Genomic DNA, 17,308 nt, shown 5'->3' with positions numbered 1-17,308 from the left:
TAGGAGGGTAGGAGGGTAGGAGGGTAGGAGGGAGAAAGGAGCTACTAACTCCTACCCTCCTACCCCCATACCCTCTTACCCTTATTACATGCTGGGCGCACCGTTCACGGTGGTATACTTCAGCGTGTACTTTTTGTCGGGAAAAATGTATTTGAAAGCACCCTGGCACATGAGCGCAGCCTCGTGGAAACCGCACAAAATGAGCTTGAGCTTGCCGGGGTAGGTGTTGATGTCGCCGATGGCAAACACACCGGGCAGCGAGGTGCTGTAGTCCAGGGTGTCCACCTTCACGGCGTCGTTCTCAATCTCCAGGCCCCACTCGCCGATGGGGCCGAGCTTGGGCGTGAGGCCGAACAGCGGAATGAAGCAGTCGAGCGGTACGGTCTCGGCCTGGCCGTCGTTGCCGGTGATGGTTACTTCCTTCAGCATGCCGTTGCCGTGCAGGTGCGTCACGTTGGAGCTGAGCACGAGCTTGATTTTGCCGGCCTCGGCCAGCGTCTTCACTTTTTCGGCCGAGTCGGCGGCGCCGCGGAAGGTGGTGCCGCGGTGCACCAGCGTCACGTCGGAAGCCACGTTGGCGAGGAAGTTGGTCCAGTCGAGGGCCGAGTCGCCGCCGCCGGCGATGACAATTTTCTTGTCGCGGAAATGCTCGGGGTCGCGCACCATGTAGTGCACGCCGCGGCCGCCTTCAAACTGCTCCAGGTTCTCCACGGCGGGCTTGCGCGGCTCGAAGGAGCCCAGGCCGCCGGCAATGGCCACGGCCTTGCAGTGAATTTCGGTACCGTCGGTGGTGTAAAGCTGGAACGAGCCGTCGTCGAGCTTCTTGAATTGTTCGACCCGTTCGCCCAGCGTGAAGGTGGGGTGGAAGGGCTCAATCTGCTTCATCAGGTTGTCCACGAGGTCGCCGGCCAGGATTTCGGGGAAGCCCGGAATGTCGTAAATCGGCTTCTTCGGATAGATTTCGGAGAGCTGGCCGCCGGGCTGGGGCAGGGCGTCCACCACATGGCAGCGGAGCTTGAGCAGGCCGGCTTCGAACACGGCAAACAGGCCCACCGGGCCGGCCCCGATGATGCAGATGTCAGTGGAAATGGAGTTGGGCATAAGGGAAATAAAGTGCCTTTAACCGGGCGTCGGGTTTGAAGCGGCTACAACGTAGGAAGCCGTTGGGCAAAGGTACGGCCACCGGCCGGGGCCGCCAACGCGGGCCCGGGTTATAACAGCGCGCCCGCCTAATTCGTTGGCCCAAAGCCCCGAAAACCCCAAAATGCGGTGGCGTCAGGCGGCCGTGCCGGTGCGCAGCTGCAGCTCGTCGAGGAACTGCGTAGCATCCCAGATGTCGAGGAAATACTCCACGGGCATCGCCTGGCTGGTGGTCACGGCGTCGGTGTAATGGCGGGTGGGCAGGCCGGGCACATGCACCTCGGCCACCAGTGTCACGCCGCGCTGCACAATGAGTTGTTCCACGGCCTGAAACTCGGCGAGCAAGCTCACGCCGTGCTCATTCACCACCTGCATGTCGCTGAGAATGACGAAGCCCGGGCTGACTTCGGCCAGCGCCGCCTCCCAATCGTCGCGGTAGTGAGGAAGGGAAGTGGCGGCACGCATCTGACCAAAGTTCTGGTAGAAAATTCGGTTCTGGGCGGAGTCGACGGTGAGTTGATACTCGGGACGGAAAGCAATTATGCGCATTAGACAACACAAACCAAACAACCATTTCCGGCCATTCTTTGCACAATGTTACTAAAGTTTAAAAGAAAGGTGCAATAAACAAGCACGGCCTTGGGACAAGGACCCCAAATCAAGACCCAAAATAGGTATGGATGAGGTAACCCAAGCCGAACCCTTTGGCGAGCGGCCGGTGAAAGGGGAGGGGCAATACCGCCGAGGCTCCTGCGTTTAGCGCGGCACTGGTTTTCGGCCGCGGGGCATTTCGCTGCGTAATGCCTATACTTCGCCCCAAATCCTTGCCTAGCGCTTACCCTATGCCGACATCTGTTTCCGCGAAGCCCCTGGCTTTGCGTTTTTTTCGTGGCTTCCGGCTGGCCGGGGTGCTGCTGGGAACTGCCCTGCTGGCCAACTGCGGCGGCTCCGAGCCCGCCGAAACCCCTGCCGCCAAGCCCACCAAAGGGGCCAAGCCCGCAACCACGCCCACCGAGGCCGAAACGGCGCCGCTGAACGTGAGCGTCTTTTTGGAATACTCAGGCGGCATGAAGGGCTTTGTGCCCCGCGGCGGCGCCGACAAGCCGGCCACGGAGTTTCAGCAGCGCATCGGCGCCCTCATCACCGAAACGCAGGTGAACGGCGCCGTGGCCAACCGCAAGTACTACCTCTGCGAAAACGCGGCGCCCAAAGCCGTGCCTTTCTCGGAGCTGCGCAACCTGGTGCAGGGCAACGTGGCCCAGGCCGCCCTGGGTACCGAGCTGCCGCAAATGCTGGAAGGCATCTTGGCCCGGCCGCAGGCGGCGCAGGAGGTGAGCGTCGTGATTTCCGACTTCATCTACGGGCCCGAGGACCGGTCGGCGTTTTCGCAGCTGCCCAACCTCATTCGCACGTCCATCGCGCCCGTGAGCCAGAAGCAGCTGGCCGTGGCCGTGTTTGGCGAAACCTCGCGCTTCTACGGCAGCTACTTCCCGGCCGTGAAAACACCGGTGCCGAAGCGCACGCTCAACGGCGAAAAGGTGCCGTACTACGTGTGGGTAATTGGGCCGCCCGCGCTGGTGGCGCGCTACTCGGCCGAAGTATTCAAGAACGCGCCGGCCCAGCAGGCTTTCTTCGGGCTGAAGACGAGCACGCCGGCTTTCGCGCCCGTGCTGGTGAAACTGACCGACCCCAAACTGAAGCCCAGCGGCAGCGTGTACGCCGAGGATAACGGCCTGACCATGAAAGTGTCGGACGACCCGGCCGAATTTACGGTGGGGCTGAACCTGAAAGAATTGCCCGCCGCGTGGCAGCAACCGGCGTTTTTGGCCCAACATCTGCAGGTGCGCCTACCCAACGGCCAGGCCGCGGTGGTGCCCAACTCGGTGCGGACGCTCACCGAAGAGCAGCAAAGCGGGCAGCCGGTGCTGGCGCCCTACACCCACGCGCTGCGCCTGCGCGTGACCAAGCTGGCGGCTCCCACCGCCACGCTCAGCCTGGCCCTGCCCGCTCCGGAAACGCCGGATTGGGTGAGTGCCTGGAGCACCGCCAACGACAATACGCCCGCCCCGCGCACGTTTGGCCTCGACCAAATCCTGACGGGCGTCCGGCAGTCGTACCCCACGCCCTTGCCGCCCGTATTCACGGTGCAGCTTCCGCTCAAAAACGATAAATAACCCGCCATCCTTTTCATGCAAACCTTCTTCACCAGCCTGTACTCGGCCCTGATTTCCATCTTCCAAAGCCAGCGCCCGGCCGACTACGGCCTCTACAAAACCGATATTTTCTCGCTCGTGGGCTGGAGTACGTTGGGCGTGGCCCTGCTGTTGGTGCTGGCGTATTACTACGTGTTCAACTCGGCCCTGCGCACGGGCATGTTTCGCACCACGCACTGGGTGCTGACCCTGGCGCTGGCCGCCGGCCTGGGCGTGCTGCTGGCCAACTCCCTCAGCAAAAGCCACGGCGCCGAGCCCAGCAGCTACCTCGGCTATTTTATGGTGGTCAACATGATAGTGGCCGCGCTGTGGTTCTTCCTTTTCTCGGTGCTGCTGAAGCGGTGGAGCACCTACGCGCGCACCACGCCCTTTGTGGGGCCGTTTTAGTTTTTTCTGTTAACGCCTGTCATCCTGAGCACCGCGAAGGACCTTTTCACGTCTGGATGTTTTGAAATTACCGCGAACTGTTCTAGCCTGAGAAGGTCCTTCGCGGTGCTCAGGATGACAGGCGTTAAAATGACAGCTCTTTCAATCCGCTAGAAAACAATGTCCAAACTATTCATCTTCGCCGTGGGCGGCACCGGGGCCCGCGTGCTGCGCTCCCTCACCATGCTGCTGGCCTCGGGCGTGCGCATCCCGAACTGCGACCAGGTGGTGCCCGTCCTCATCGACCCCGACACCCAAAACGGCGACGTGACGCGCACCGTGGCCCTGCTCAAGCGCTACGCCCGCATTCACGAGGCCCTGTACAGCGACGGCCAAAAAGAAAAAACCGGCTTCTTCAGCCAGCCCATGAACACGCTGGCCCACCTGAACACCAGCGGCGGCGGCGAGGAGCTGCGCGACTCGTTTGTGTACGACTTTGGTGGCATCAGCCAGCCCTTCCGCGACTATTTGAAGTACAACGACCTCTCGGTGGAAACGCAGGGCCTGGTCGATTTGCTGTTTACGCAGGACAGCCTCGCGGCCAACCTCGACGTGGGCTTCCGCGGCTCGCCCAACGTGGGCTCGGTGGTGCTGAATGCGGTGGTGCAATCCAAGGAAATGCGCTACCTCGCCCAGAGCCTGCAAGACGGCGACCGGGCGTTTTTCATCAGCTCGATTTTTGGGGGCACCGGCGCGGCCGGCTTCCCGCTGCTGGTGAAAAACCTGCGCGACGCCAACTCGCCGCTGGCCCACCCCGAAGTGCGCCGCCGCCTCAAAGCCGGCGCGCTGGTGATGCTGCCCTACTTCAAGCTGCAGGAGCCGTCGGCCGACGAAAAGGCGGCCGGGCAGGATTTCATCGACTCCAACACCTTCATCACGAAGACGAAAACGGCCCTGTCGTACTACGCCGACAACCTGAAAGGGCTGGAAGCCATGTACTACCTCGGCGACCAGCCCGGCCAGCCGCTGGCCAACCACCCCGGCCGCGCCGAGCAGCGCAACCAGGCCCACCTGCTGGAAATGCTGGGCGCCCTGTCGGTGCAGCACTTCATGGAAGTGCCCGACAATCAGCTCGACGGCAACCAGCCGCTGTTCCACGAGTACGGCCTGAAATCGGACACCACCGACGTGGACTTTGCCCAGCTGCCCAGCGACCTGCGCCAGGAAGTGGCCCGCCCGCTCATTCAGCTGCACTATTTCGCCCGCTACTTCCTCAAGCACACGCCCGAAGACGAAAAAGCACCCTACTACGAAGCCGGCGACCTCTCGGCGCAGCTGCGGAACAACCGCGCCCTGCGCGAGCTGTACGACTTCTTCGGCGAGTACAACGAGTGGATTCGGGAGCTGGGCGTGAACCAGCGCCGCTACACCGCCATTCGGGCCGAGGAAATGGATTTCAACAAAATGGTGGCCGACAAGACGGTGGAAACCGGCATTTTCAGCAAAGGCATCACGCCGGGCTATTTCCGCGACGAGCTGACCAAAGCCGTGGGCAAAGCCACGCTGAAAAACCCCACCGAAAACGAGGCCCTGCGCTGGATAGTGAAGGCTTTTGAAGAAGCCACGGGCGAGATTCTGGACAAGAAGCTGCAATACTCTTAATCCAGTTGTCAGTTGCTAGTTGTCCGTTGTCAGTTATTAACGACAGCCGGGATACTAACGACTGACAACGGACAACTAGCAACTGACAACAAACTGATTAATGGCTAAAATCCTGCGTTTGCACGATACCGGTTCCAGCACCCACGAGGGCTGGGGCCCGACTGGAAAAATTGGCCCCCACGAAGTGGAGCGCCTGCGCGACCCGCAGGGCGGCCGCGCGGCCAAGGTGGCCGTTTCGATTCCCTCGCCCTTTGCCCGCATGCACTTGGTCGAAACCGCCCTGCGGTTTGTGACCCAAGGCGGGGCTGCCCACGACTCGGTGTACCACCAGCTGGTGAGCCATTTCTGGGACGTGTGGGAGATGGTGTTCAACTTCCACCAGCGCAAGCTGGCCAGCCAGCGCCTGCAAATCCGGGCCTGGCGCAAGGACGAGGAGCTGGCCAAGCTGCGCCAGAACCCTGCTACCCGGCCGCTGGCCGACGTGCTGAGCTTGTACCTCGATGGCCGCTTTGCCAAGCTGACCGAGCTGCACCTGATTTATTTCCCCGGCCCGAACGGCGTGCCGCAGCTCATTGGCGGCACTTCGCCGCTCACGCTGTTTTTCCCGGCGCCCAACGTGCGCCCGCTACCGGTGCAGCGGCCCCAGGGCGGCGGCTACTATTTCGATAGCACCTACGTGCCGCTGGAAGCCCGCGAAGCCGCTTTCCGCGACTACGTGTACCAGCTTTTCACCGGCGACCCGGCCCTGACCTCGCTGGCCCCGCTGGTGCGCGATACCCTCGACCGCAGCCTGCTGCAGAAGTGGGCCATGGACGGCAGCGCCAACCTGAGCAACTTCCCGGTGCTGACGGACGCGTCGAACAACCAGATTGACGTGGCCGGCGTGCTGCTGCGCGTGCGCCCCGACGAGGGCACGGTGCGCAATTCCGACCTGTTCATCCGGCCCAGCCGGCCGGGCGTGGCGGGGCCGCTGCCCATCGTGCTACGGCCCGGCCTGAAGGCCGTGGGCAAGCGCTATTTCAACGAAACCATGTTTGCCGACAGCGGCGCCATTGTGCCCGCCGCCGACGCCCGCCCGCTGAAGGAGCGCACCCTGCCCGGTCCGGAACTGCCGTACCCCTACCTCACGGTGAACGACCTGCTGGAGGAAACGCTGCTCACGGTGCCTTATGAGGTGGATGACGCGCGCTTTTTTTCCGGCAACCTGAAAATTGCGCCGGGCTTTAAGCCCAGCAACTGGCCGCTGCTGCCGCTCAAGCCCGCGTATTTCGACTATTTCACGGCCCAGGATTTGGCCGAGCACCTGACGGTGGAAATGGACCCGGCCAGCGTGCGGGTGCGCCTGCGCGTGCCGGTAAGCGGCGGCGACTACGTGGACTACGAGCGCGCCTACTACCCCAACCCGCAGGGCGACAACATCGGCCGCCTGCTGGTGACCAACGTGGCGCTGTCCATTTTCCCCTTCGTGAAAGTGGCCGACGCGCCGCAATACAACGACTTCTACAAAGTCATGCTGGTGGATGCCAACAACATCGACCCCAGCATGGTGACCAAGAAAGTTGACCTGAAATTCTGGGCCAACGGCCACCAGCTCAGCGAAACCGGCACCGACCAAAGCGCCACCCGCTACGAGCGCACCCCCAAAACCGGCCAGGACGAAGGCAGCACCTACTACGAGGTGCGCGGCACCCATTTCGACTACCTCGAAGTGCTGAACCCGGCCCCGGCCGAGGGCCGCGCGCTCATCATCCCGCGCTGGCCCGAAGTGCGCCAGGGGACCAAGGAGTACCGTTTTGCCATCGACTTTGGCACCACGAACACGCACGTGGCCATGCAGGACAGCCCCGGCCAGGAGCCCAAGCCGTTCAGCTTCGGCCTGACTGATACGCCGGTGGCCCTGCTGAAAAAGAGCACCGCCGAGCCCGACCGCACTGCCTACGAGCGCCTCTACCGTGGCATCGACGACGACCCGGCCAACTTCGTGCAAATCAAGCGCTGGCAGCAGTACCAGGAGCGCGAATTTGTGCCCCCGATTATCGGGGCCGACAATTCGCCCTACGCCTTTCCGGCCCGCACCGCGACGTATGAGGCGGCCAACTACGCCACCCAGGAGCTGAGCGTGCTCGGCAACATCAACGTGGCCTTTGGCATCATCACCGAGGAGCAGCGCCGGCCGAACTACCACACCAATTTGAAGTGGGACAATTCGCTGAACATCGCCAACACCAACCGCGTTCGGGCGTTTTTCAAGGAAATCTTGCTGCTGTGCCGTGCCAAAGTGGCCCTGAACGGCGGTAACCTCGCGGCCACGCAAATCACCTGGTTTGCCCCGCTGAGCTTCAGCACCTACCAGCGCAACCTGTACCAGCGCGAGTGGGACACGCTGTTCCATCAGGTGTTCCACACCACCGCGTCCATGCCCTGCATGGTCGAGTCGACGGCGCCGTACTACTACCTCACGCGCCGCAACATCGTGACGCTGGGGCCGGGCGAAAACGCCGCTTTCATCGACATCGGCGGCGGCACCACCGACGTGCTGCTCTACGCTGACCGCAAGCCGGTGCTGAGCACCTCATTCCGCTTCGCCGGCAATGACCTGTGGGGCGACGGCGGGGCGGAGGTGCGCGGCTCGAAGGACAACGGCCTCGTGCGTTTCGGCGTGGCCGGCGTGCAGAGCGCGGTGCTTTCGCCCGCCGCCCGCCGGGCCCGCGAATACGTGCTGGTGGCCGAAGGAACCGATAATTTCGGCTCCGAGGACGTGGCCAGCTTCCTGTTCAACTACGACCAACTGCTGGGTTTCAGCGAGCGGCTGCTGCGGGCCGAGCACCTGCGGGTGCTGTTCTACCTGCACTTCGGCGCCCTCATTTACCACGTGGCGCAGGTGACGGTGGCCAACGGCCAGCAGCTGCCGCGCTACCTGTGCTTCACGGGGCGCGGCAGCCTCTACGTGCGCCTGCTGGCCGCCGGGGCCAACCTGCAACCGGTGGAGAAGCTGGCCCGTCTCATCATGGAAAAAGCCACCGGCCAGACCGTGCCGGCCGATTTCCGCATCAAGCTGGCCGACGACCCCAAGCAAACCACCGCCAACGGCGGCGTGCTCGCCACCGGCCAGATTCCGCAGGACCCGCCGCTGGTGCGCCCCGTGGGCATTGCCCCCGACCCCGAGAACCCGCTAGCTGACAAAGGCGAGCACCACCTCGAAGCCGCCGGCGTGACCGACGAAATCAAGCAGGCCGTGCTGAGCAACGCCCGCGCCTGCCTCAAGCTGCTGCTCGAAGACCCCGAACTGAAGCGCGTGCAGGCCGACCTGGGCGTGAAAAACGACCAGGGCCTGGTAATGAGCACGCTGGAGCGCAGCCTCGGCGACTCCTTCAACCTCTACCGCCAGCAGTACGCCGACGTGCTGCGCGACGGCGACACCATTCCCGAAACCCTGTTCTTCCTGCCGTTCAAAAACGCCCTGTATGAGCTATCCAAGGTGCTTCATGACGCGCAGCCGCTCAACTAGCCCCGTACGGCGGTGGGCGCTGCTGCTCTTGCTGGCTGTGGCCAGCGGGGTGGCGGCGCACGCCCAGCCCAGCGCTACCGACTCGGTAGCAGGAGCGCCGGCGGCGCCGGCTTCCAACTGGCCCTGGATGCTGGGCCTGCTGGTGGGCGGCATCGCCATTGGCGTGCTGGGCGCGCGCTGGCTGGCCCGCCAGCCCCGCAAAGTGGCCGACACGGTGGACCCGCGCCCGGCCTCCGGGGCGCCGTCGCCGCCCAAAAAGCGCGCCGAAAACGTGCCCAAGGCCCCCGCAGAGCCGAAGGCGCCGCCACCGGCTGAAAACACCTCCAAGGCAGCGAACGTCCAGTCGCTGAGTAAAATGCAGGGGCGCGAGCCCCGGCCTTCCACTTCTTCAAAACCCTCGTCTAAGTCCGCCGGTGGCGCTGGAAAATCTGCTCAGCAAGCGCGCAGGCACTCTTCCCGCGGCGACTCTCAGGACTGGACGGTACCCCACCGCGCCGCAGCTATGAACCCAACCCCTCCTTCTTCGCCCACCGACCAGCCGTTGGAGCCGGGCCAGACCGTCGAATGGTCGGCGCCCACTTCCACGCCGGCGGCCATTCAGGAATTGATTGACGCCACGGCCGGCGACGTGTCCATCAATCCGGATGCCCGCGGCGAAGCCCTGACGGCCCTGGAAGAGGCGGCTACTGCCCCGGCGGAAACCGCCAGCGGCCCCGTGCACTACTATGCCCCGGCGCCCGACACTCCGAGCATCGAACACCGCAAGCTCAGCCCCAACCCGCTCCCGCAGATGCCGCTGCTCATCACGCTGCCCCATGCGAATGCTGATGCGGCGCAGTTCTCGTTCAGCCCGCAGGCCGACCAGTCGCGCATCATCGGCAACGGCGTGCGCGAGCTAAAGGAGTTCTTCCAGTTTGAGCTGCCGCCCACCGAACAGTTCACCACGATTAAAAACGTGGCTCCCGGCAAGCTCGAAAAGCGCGACGACGCGTGGCACGTGGTGCAAAAAGCCAGCATTGCGCTGAGCTAACCGTAGAGACGCATATTTGCGTCTCGTCGTTGAACATTCCATCTGGACGGTGCTTTCATCCAATGTCGAATGGCTTGGTTCCGGCTGTCCAACGACGAGACGCAAATATGCGTCTCTACGGTTTGTAGACCCATTTTATGCTGTTAATCGAAATTCTACTCATCCTGGCCCTGGTGGCGTGGCAGGGCGTGGTGTTCTTCCGCAACCGCCAGCTCACCGGCCGGGTGGGGGGCATGTACCCGGTGCCGGGCTCGGTGGCGGTGCAGCCCATCCCGTTTACGGCCGCCGACCCGGACCGGAACTTCGACGTGCAATACGACGCGCTGATGACGCGCGACGCCTCGCCGGAATTCGGCCAAATCATCACCGACACCAACGAGTACCTGCTCAATAACCGTGGCGCGGCGGCCGACTTCGGCATCCTCAAGGACATCTCCGAGCGCCACGCCGAAGCGCTGGACGAGGAAATTCAGGCCCAGATTTCGACGCCGCTGTACTTGGGGCTGCTGGGCACCTTCACGGGCGCTATCCTGGGCTTGGTGTCGCTAGTAGGCAATCCCTTTGCGGAAGCCGTGGCCGACCCGGCCAAGGATACTTCCTTCAGCAACGGCGACGTGCAGCACTTCCTGGGCGGTGTGCTCATTGCCATGATTGGCAGCTTGTTTGGCCTGGCCTTCACGCTGGCCGGCAACCAGCTGCTGAAGCAGGCCCGAGCCCGGCGCGACCGCAATAAAAACGCTTACTACACCTTTCTGCAGAAGGCCTTGCTGCCCAAGCTGAACTCCGACATGCAGGCCGGCATGGCCAACCTGAAGTCGGTACTTGACACGTTCAATGCCGAGTTTTTCAGCCAAATTCAGAACGACTTCTTCAGTAAGATTCACGAGTTTACGCCGCTCATTGCCAGCATTACCGAGAACGTGAGCGTGCAGAAGCGGTTTCTGGAGCAGCTGGAGAAAATTGGCTATTCGGAGCTGGCCAATGCCACGATTCGGGTATTCGACCGGGTGGATGAAAGCGCCCAAACGTTCGAGAAATTCTTAGGTTATCAGCAGGCCCTCAACAACACCGTGACGCACGGCGCCGAAGTGGCGCAAGTCATCACGGCGCTGCTCAACCGCCTCACGGCCCTGGAGCAGGGCCTGGCCAGCGTGCCGCAGTACCTGCAGCAGCACGACGACGCCCTGCGCCAGCAGGTGGCTTTTTTCAGCCAGCACGGCAAGCTGCTGGCCGACCTGGGCGCCCAGATTCGGCAAGGTGTGAGCGAAGGCGTGCACCGCATGGACGTGGAACTCGACGGCCGCCTGCAGGAGCTGCAAAAAGAAGCCACCGAGGCTCACGAGCAATGGCAGCGCCATTTCCGCGAGCTAAACCAGAACAACGTCTACCAAAAAATCACGGAGTATCTCAACCCCTTCACCCAGCTCCCGGCCCAGCAGAAGGACCTCAACGTGCTGCAGGAGCGCCAGGCCAACCTGGCCGCGCAAGTTATGCAGCGCATGGAAGCCCGCCTGCTGGCCGACTCGCAGCTGCAGCAACAGCTCCTGCAGCAAGTAGACCGCACGAACAAGGTGCTGGAGGAAATCACCAAGCCGAACTGGTTTCAGCGGAATTTTCTGGGTAAGAAGTAACTACCCCGTCATGCAGAGCGCAGCGAAGCATCTCGCTTGGAGCGAGCATGATTACTACCCCACGCGAGATGCTTCGCTGCGCTCTGCATGACGTTCCATCGCCTCCAGTAATACCAGTAATAAACTTCTTATGAAAGAAAGCAAGGACTTCTTCTGGCCCAGCTACGTGGACCTCATGACGGCCTTGTTCCTCACCATGCTGGTGCTGTTCGTGCTCAGCTACAAGCTGTTCAAAGACAAGCAGCGTGATAACGACAAGCTCATCTACGACCTCAAAGTGCAGGTGCAGGAGAAGCGCAAGCTCGACGAGATAAAGGCGGCCCTGAAGCGGCTGGAAAGCAATTATTTTATCTACAACGAGCGCTACAAGCGCTACGAGCTCAACTTTCCTGTCACCTTCTCGCCGCAGAGCGCCGTGCTGCCGGCGGAGGCGCAGGCGCCGCTGGTGAAAGCCGGCCGCTTCCTGCTCAGCCAGATGCAGGCCATCAAAAACGACGACAACGTGCAATACCTCATTGTGGTGGAGGGCCGCGCCGCCAAAGACCTGCGCTACCCCGCCAACGACCCGCACAACCTCGACGGGCCCGCCGTGCGCCAGCTCAGCTACAGCCGCGCCCTGGCCGTGATTCGGCTCTGGGAGCAGGCCGGCCTGCGCTTCCCCGCCAACCTGGAAGTGGTGGCGGCCGGCAGCGGCTTCCGCGGCGCCGGCCGCTACACGGGCAGCCAGGAAGCGCTCAACAAGCGCTTCATCATCCAGGTGCAGCCCAAGATTGGGTCGATTGGGAAGTAGGTGCTGAACGGTGCGGAGACGCGACACCTCGCGTCTCGGCGACTGTGCCGTTACCGTCCGGTGCCGCGTCGTTCAACGAGGAGGCGCGAAGTGTCGCGTCTCTACATTGCCTTAGCCGCGTAAAATTTCATCAATTGCCGCCAGTTCCTCCGCGCTAAAGACCGGGTTTTCCAAGCAGCGTAGCGAATCATCGAGCTGCTCGGGCTTGCTGGCGCCGATGAGGACAGACGTCACCCGCTCGTCCTTCAGCAGCCAGGCCAGGGCCATTTGGGCGAGGCTTTGCTGACGGGTGCGGGCCAGGTCGTTGAGGCGGCGCACCTGGTCGAGGCGGTCGGGCGTGAGGTTTTTCTCCGTCAGGAAACCCACGCCTTTGGCCACGCGCGAGTCGTCGGGGATGCCGCGCAGATACTTGTCGGTGAGCAGGCCTTGGGCCAGGGGCGAGAAGGGAATGCAGCCCACGCCCTCCTCGCCCAGCAGGTCGAGCAGGCCGTTTTCGACCCAGCGCTCCACCATCGAATACTTGGGCTGGTGAATGAGGCAGGGCGTGCCCAGTTCCCGCAGCAGCCGGAACGCCTCGGCCGCCTGCGCGGGCTGGTAGTTGCTGATGCCCACGTAGAGCGCCTTGCCTTGGCGCACCACCAGGTCGAGCGCGGCCATGGTTTCGGCCAGGGGCGTGTCGGGGTCGGGGCGGTGGTGGTAGAAAATGTCGACGTACGCCAGCCCCATGCGCTTGAGGCTTTGGTCGAGGCTGGACACGAGCTGTTTTTTCGAGCCCCATTCGCCGTAGGGGCCCTCCCACATGTGGTAGCCGGCCTTGGTGGAAATGATGAGCTCGTCGCGGTGGGCGCGGAAATCTTCGCGCAGCACCCGGCCAAAGTTCTCTTCGGCCGAGCCGGGCGGCGGGCCGTAGTTGTTGGCCAGGTCGAAGTGCGTGATGCCGCGGTCGAAGGCCCGGTGCAGGATGGCGCGGGAGTTGGCCAGCACGTCCACGTCGCCGAAGTTGTGCCACAGGCCCAGCGAGAGGGCCGGCAGTTTCAGGCCGCTACGGCCGCAGCGGCGGTAGGTCATGTGTTGGTAGCGGGTGGGGGCGGGTTGGTACGGCATGGGGCTAAGGTGGCGGGGCGGTGGCCGGTAGGTGCAGTAATAATAAGCCCCGGCGCCTTCTGGGCGCCGGGGCTTATCGGCTTTTTAGCAACTGGCCGTTAGTAGCGGCGGTTGATGCAGTTCAGGTCTTCGAAGGCTTCTTTGAGGCGCGCCACGAAGGTTTCTTCGCCTTTGCGCAGCCACACGCGCGGGTCGTAGTACTTCTTGTTGGGCGAGTCGGCGCCGGTGGGGTTGCCGATTTGGCCCTGCAGGAAGCCTTCGTTCTTCACGTAGTTGTCCTTGATGCCCTGCCAGAAGGCCCACTGCAGGTCGGTGTCGAGGTTCATCTTGATGGCGCCGTAGCTGATGGCCTCGCGGATTTCCTCGCGGCTCGAGCCCGAGCCGCCGTGGAACACGAAGCTGATGGGCAGCGCCTCCGCAATGTTGTGCTTCTGGCGCAGAAACTCCTGCGAGTTGTGCAGAATCTTGGGCTGCAGCTTCACGTTGCCGGGCTTGTACACGCCGTGCACGTTGCCAAACGCCGCCGCGATGGTGAAGCGCGGGCTGATGGCGCTCAGCTGCTCGTAGGCGTAGGCCACTTCCTCGGGCTGGGTGTAGAGCTTGCTGGAGTCCACGTCGGAGTTGTCGACGCCGTCTTCCTCGCCGCCGGTCACGCCGAGCTCAATCTCCAGCGTCATGCCGATTTTGGCCATGCGCTCGAGGTAACGCTTGCAGATTTCGATGTTTTCCTCAATCGGCTCCTCCGACAGGTCGAGCATGTGCGAGCTGTAGAGGGGCTGGCCGTGCTGCTGGTAGTACTTCTCGCCGGCGTCGAGCAGGCCGTCAATCCAGGGCAGGAGCTTTTTGGCGGCGTGGTCGGTGTGCAGCACCACGGGCACGTCGTAGAGGCCGGCCATCAGGTGCACGTGGTGGGCGCCCGAAATGGCGCCGGCGATGCTGGCCTGCTGCTTGTCGTTGGGCAAGGACTTGCCGGCGTAGAACTGCGCGCCGCCGTTCGAGAACTGAATCATCACGGGCGAGTTCACCACCTTGGCGGTTTCCAGCACGCCGTTCACGGTGTTGGTGCCGGTCACGTTCACGGCGGGCAGGGCGTAGGCGTGGGCCTTGGCGTGTTCGAAAAGTGCCTGCACTTCGTCGCCGTGCAGCACGCCGGCGCGCAGGCCGGTAAGGGTTTGGTCAGCCATAAAAAGGAGTTGATGCGGCGGGGCCGCGGTGGGAAGAGCAAGTGGAAAGAACGGGGCCGCCCCGGCGGCGGCCCGCGCAGCAAAGTACGCTCGGGGCGGCGGAACCTAAAAGCGGCGCGCCATGCGCCGGGCGGTCATGGCGCGCCCCGGCCGCCGTGGGAGGGCCGGCGGGGCAAAAAAAGAGGCCGGCCGTTGCAGCGGCCGGCCTCAGGGGCATCACTCACACTCCCCCCACACAACGGGTTATTCGGCGGTCATCAGCTTGCGCAGGCGGTACACGCCGTGGCGGTTCGTGACTTCCAGCTGGTATTCGTAGTCGCCAGGGGCCAGGCCCAGGCCTTCCAGGTTCAATTTAATGCTTTGGGTGCCCGCGCTACGGCCCTTGCGCACCACGCCGGCCACCTTGCGGCCCAGCAGGTCGAAGAGGTCGAGGCGCACGTCGGCGGCGGTGGCCAGGGTGAAGGGCACAGTGGTTTCGCCCACGAAGGGGTTGGGGTAATTCTGTTCGAGGATGAACTGGCCGCCGGTTTCGCGCTCGGAGCTGCGCAGGGCCAGCCGCTCGGTTTCGCTGATGGCGGGGTCGGGCGAAACCGCGCAGCCGCTGCTCATCGTGGCCGTGTCAAAGTACGTGTCGTGGGGGAAATCGGTCATGGGCCGAACAACGGAGAAGAAGGTAAGCGGGAGCCAGCAGCAATTTCGCAGCGTAATTTAACCACGTCTTGGCCGACAAACAAATATTCAGCAATTGCAATAGCCAATCAGACCCCAACTCGATGATTGGGTTTAAAACGTCGCCGAGCTGGCCAATAATCGCCGCCAGTGCCAGAGGCCCTGCCATGCCCGCCGCCACGCCCCCAAAACGGCCCTACAGCCGTTTCAGGCCGGCTGTGGCGGCCGCGTCGCCGGGCCGGATGAGCAGGGCCTTGGTGTAGAGGGCGCGGGCTTCGGCTTTCTTGCCGAGGTTGAGGTAGGCCCAAGCCAGCGAGATGTTGGAATCGTAATCGAAGGGGTAGAGGTTCACCACGCGCTCGAAGTAGCGGGCGGCCTGCCCGTAGGCCTTGCGGTTGAGGTAGATGACGCCGGTCCAGTAATTGGCTTGGGTGTTTTGGGGGTCCACTTTCAGGATGTCGGTGTACAGCCCCAGCATCTTCTCGACCTGTCCCAGCGCATTCAGCGGCTTGATGAGGCCGAACTTGGGCTCGATGGCGTAGGGGCGCTGCTCCACGGCTTTCTGGTAGTGAGCAGCTGCGGCGGTGTAGTTTTTGGCCAGAAAATACAGCCAGCCCAGGCGCAGGTTTTGCTCGTAGGTGCCCGTGTAGAGGGCCTTGATGGGCGCAATGGCGTCGGCGTAGTCGGCCTTGGCTTCGGCGGCGTAGCTGCTGGCAAAGGCGGCCGACTGGTCCTGGGCGCGGGCCGCGGCCGGGGCCACGCATGCCAGCGCAGCGGCAGAAAAGGTCAGCTTTACCAGGTCCATGTGATGGCAGTGCTTAGGGAGTTCAGGGAATAGTAGCGGCCGTCAACGCTGTCGCGGCGGTGCTCGGCGCCGTAGCTCAGGCGCAGGGCAAGCGGGCGCGACAGCAAAATAAGCAAGTTGGCGCCGCCGCGCTCCCGCACGGGGTCGAGCAGGTTGTACACGTAGGTGCCGTCGAGTTCGGCCAGCACGGGCGTCAGGCCCAGGCCCGCGTAGGCTTCCAGCCACACGTGGCGGTGCAGCCGGCCGCCCCCGCCCAGCACCCCGTGCGGGTAGCTGCGGCCGTTGGAGCGCAGCACGCTGGCCCGCCCGTAGGCGTAGAGGCGCAGGTTGCCGAACGGGTACACGGCCAGGCGCAGGTCGGTTTGCACGCGGGCCGTATCGGTGAGGGTGCCGGCGTACACGCCCACTTGGGCCGTCCAGTAGGGCCGGGCGTAGGCCACGGAAGCATAGCCCAGGTTGTCGGCGCGGTTCACGAGAAGGCCCAAGTCGCTGTTGAGGTGGTTGTAGCCCAGCAGCACCCGCCAGCGCGGGGCCAGCTGCCCGGCCAGCAGGGCGTGGTACTGCACCTGGCGCAGCGGGTAGAGCATGCCGCCGGGCCGGCGGCGGTCGGGCAGCTCCACGGTCTGGCCGAAGTAGCTCACGTTCTGATTCAAGCTGAGGCAAGAGCCCAGCCGGCTGCTGACGTCGAGCCGAAAAAAACCGGCATCGCCCCGGTGTACGGTGCGGCTGTATTGGCCTCCCGCTTCCGCTTCAACCTGCGTCACGGCCTGAAACGGCATCAGGTGCAGGGGGCGGCGCAGCGAATCGGGCAGGCGCCCGGCCAGCCGCGCCGCCGCGCCGGACTGGTTGAGGTCGAGATAGGCCAGGGCCAGGCCGTAGCGGGCGGTGGTGTCGAGCGGGTTTTCGCGAAGGGCGCGGCCGTAGTGGCGCAGGGCCAGGGCAGGCTTTTCGCGGGCCAGCGCGGCCTGGCCCAGGCGGCGGCGCAGGGCAGGGTAGTCGGCACCGGCCCGCAGGGCGGCAGTGCCCACCGAGTCGAGCGCGGCCCAGCGGTATTGGGCGGCCAGGGCTTGGGTAAGGCTGTCGAGGCGGTTGAAATCGGGCAATTGCTGGGCTTGCGCGCTCAGCAGGCTGCCGCCCCAGTAGCTTAGCAGCAACAGCGCCAAGCGCTGCCATCCGCGCCCATTCCCGTGGCGGCGCGGCATTTTT

The 17,308-nt window shown here is 63.8% G+C and carries 14 protein-coding genes; 7 read left to right on the top strand and 7 right to left on the bottom strand.

Annotation, left to right across the window (positions count from 1 at the left end; translation table 11 throughout):
* Nucleotides 1–84: 84 nt before the first annotated feature.
* Together IC234_RS19675 and IC234_RS19670 are read right to left on the bottom strand one after the other, a co-directional pair.
* Nucleotides 85–1,101, bottom strand: a complete 1,017-nt coding sequence (locus IC234_RS19675; RefSeq protein WP_190928022.1) for an NAD(P)/FAD-dependent oxidoreductase — start codon at nucleotides 1,099–1,101, stop codon at nucleotides 85–87.
* 174 nt (nucleotides 1,102–1,275) lie between these two features.
* The gene (locus IC234_RS19670; RefSeq protein WP_190928020.1) at nucleotides 1,276–1,689 is read right to left on the bottom strand and encodes a hypothetical protein; all 414 of its coding nucleotides are present in this window, start codon (nucleotides 1,687–1,689) and stop codon (nucleotides 1,276–1,278) included.
* Between the two features lie 326 nt (nucleotides 1,690–2,015).
* Here IC234_RS19670 and IC234_RS19665 point away from each other — a divergent pair, with 326 nt between their 5' ends.
* From IC234_RS19665 to IC234_RS19635, 7 genes are all read left to right on the top strand, one after another.
* A complete protein-coding gene (locus IC234_RS19665) occupies nucleotides 2,016–3,314 on the top strand; it encodes a hypothetical protein (RefSeq protein WP_190928018.1) in 1,299 nt (432 codons plus the stop codon).
* Between the two features lie 15 nt (nucleotides 3,315–3,329).
* Nucleotides 3,330–3,740 (top strand): hypothetical protein, encoded by a 411-nt coding sequence (locus tag IC234_RS19660; RefSeq protein ID WP_190928016.1) that lies wholly within the window; start codon nucleotides 3,330–3,332, stop codon nucleotides 3,738–3,740.
* Between the two features lie 159 nt (nucleotides 3,741–3,899).
* Nucleotides 3,900–5,381, top strand: a complete 1,482-nt coding sequence (locus IC234_RS19655; protein ID WP_190928014.1) for a hypothetical protein — start codon at nucleotides 3,900–3,902, stop codon at nucleotides 5,379–5,381.
* A 100-nt stretch (nucleotides 5,382–5,481) separates the two neighbouring features.
* Nucleotides 5,482–8,889, top strand: a complete 3,408-nt coding sequence (locus IC234_RS19650; RefSeq protein WP_190928011.1) for an acetate and sugar kinases/Hsc70/actin family protein — start codon at nucleotides 5,482–5,484, stop codon at nucleotides 8,887–8,889.
* A 28-nt stretch (nucleotides 8,890–8,917) separates the two neighbouring features.
* Nucleotides 8,918–9,919, top strand: a complete 1,002-nt coding sequence (locus IC234_RS19645) for a hypothetical protein (protein ID WP_223827789.1) — start codon at nucleotides 8,918–8,920, stop codon at nucleotides 9,917–9,919.
* Between the two features lie 137 nt (nucleotides 9,920–10,056).
* Nucleotides 10,057–11,550 (top strand): hypothetical protein, encoded by a 1,494-nt coding sequence (locus IC234_RS19640; RefSeq protein ID WP_190928007.1) that lies wholly within the window; start codon nucleotides 10,057–10,059, stop codon nucleotides 11,548–11,550.
* Nucleotides 11,551–11,680: 130 nt separating this feature from the next.
* Nucleotides 11,681–12,340, top strand: a complete 660-nt coding sequence (locus IC234_RS19635) for an OmpA family protein (protein ID WP_190928005.1) — start codon at nucleotides 11,681–11,683, stop codon at nucleotides 12,338–12,340.
* Nucleotides 12,341–12,451: 111 nt separating this feature from the next.
* Here IC234_RS19635 and mgrA read toward each other — a convergent pair whose 3' ends face one another.
* From mgrA to IC234_RS19610, 5 genes are all read right to left on the bottom strand, one after another.
* Nucleotides 12,452–13,444 (bottom strand): L-glyceraldehyde 3-phosphate reductase, encoded by a 993-nt coding sequence (gene mgrA / locus IC234_RS19630; RefSeq protein ID WP_190928003.1) that lies wholly within the window; start codon nucleotides 13,442–13,444, stop codon nucleotides 12,452–12,454.
* A gap of 98 nt (nucleotides 13,445–13,542) precedes the next feature.
* Nucleotides 13,543–14,628: a class II fructose-bisphosphate aldolase gene (gene fbaA / locus IC234_RS19625; RefSeq protein WP_190928000.1), complete on the bottom strand. Its 1,086-nt coding sequence runs from the start codon at nucleotides 14,626–14,628 to the stop codon at nucleotides 13,543–13,545.
* Nucleotides 14,629–14,871: 243 nt separating this feature from the next.
* Nucleotides 14,872–15,279 carry a T9SS type A sorting domain-containing protein gene (locus IC234_RS19620; protein WP_190927998.1) on the bottom strand — a complete coding sequence of 136 codons (408 nt, stop codon included), beginning with the start codon at nucleotides 15,277–15,279 and terminating at the stop codon, nucleotides 14,872–14,874.
* A 214-nt stretch (nucleotides 15,280–15,493) separates the two neighbouring features.
* Nucleotides 15,494–16,102 carry a tetratricopeptide repeat protein gene (locus IC234_RS19615; protein WP_190927997.1) on the bottom strand — a complete coding sequence of 203 codons (609 nt, stop codon included), beginning with the start codon at nucleotides 16,100–16,102 and terminating at the stop codon, nucleotides 15,494–15,496.
* On the bottom strand, nucleotides 16,090–17,304 hold the full coding sequence (locus IC234_RS19610) for a bacterial transcriptional activator domain-containing protein (protein ID WP_190927995.1): 1,215 nt from the start codon (nucleotides 17,302–17,304) through the stop codon (nucleotides 16,090–16,092). The genes IC234_RS19615 and IC234_RS19610 overlap by 13 nt, the downstream gene beginning before the upstream one ends.
* Nucleotides 17,305–17,308 lie beyond the last annotated feature (4 nt).

The sequence above is a fragment of the Hymenobacter armeniacus genome (genome assembly GCF_014699055.1).
Classification (GTDB): Bacteria; Bacteroidota; Bacteroidia; order Cytophagales; family Hymenobacteraceae; genus Hymenobacter; species Hymenobacter armeniacus.
This window is presented reverse-complemented; position numbering and strand designations above follow the sequence as displayed.

Coding starts and splice junctions, on each gene's coding strand:
- IC234_RS19675 (WP_190928022.1), bottom strand. CDS start 1,101: ATGCCCAACTCCATTTCCACTGACATCTGCATCATCGGGGCCGGCCCG.
- IC234_RS19670 (WP_190928020.1), bottom strand. CDS start 1,689: ATGCGCATAATTGCTTTCCGTCCCGAGTATCAACTCACCGTCGACTCC.
- IC234_RS19660 (WP_190928016.1), top strand. CDS start 3,330: ATGCAAACCTTCTTCACCAGCCTGTACTCGGCCCTGATTTCCATCTTC.
- IC234_RS19655 (WP_190928014.1), top strand. CDS start 3,900: ATGTCCAAACTATTCATCTTCGCCGTGGGCGGCACCGGGGCCCGCGTG.
- IC234_RS19650 (WP_190928011.1), top strand. CDS start 5,482: ATGGCTAAAATCCTGCGTTTGCACGATACCGGTTCCAGCACCCACGAG.
- IC234_RS19640 (WP_190928007.1), top strand. CDS start 10,057: ATGCTGTTAATCGAAATTCTACTCATCCTGGCCCTGGTGGCGTGGCAG.
- IC234_RS19635 (WP_190928005.1), top strand. CDS start 11,681: ATGAAAGAAAGCAAGGACTTCTTCTGGCCCAGCTACGTGGACCTCATG.
- mgrA (WP_190928003.1), bottom strand. CDS start 13,444: ATGCCGTACCAACCCGCCCCCACCCGCTACCAACACATGACCTACCGC.
- fbaA (WP_190928000.1), bottom strand. CDS start 14,628: ATGGCTGACCAAACCCTTACCGGCCTGCGCGCCGGCGTGCTGCACGGC.
- IC234_RS19620 (WP_190927998.1), bottom strand. CDS start 15,279: ATGACCGATTTCCCCCACGACACGTACTTTGACACGGCCACGATGAGC.
- IC234_RS19615 (WP_190927997.1), bottom strand. CDS start 16,102: ATGGACCTGGTAAAGCTGACCTTTTCTGCCGCTGCGCTGGCATGCGTG.
- IC234_RS19610 (WP_190927995.1), bottom strand. CDS start 17,304: ATGCCGCGCCGCCACGGGAATGGGCGCGGATGGCAGCGCTTGGCGCTG.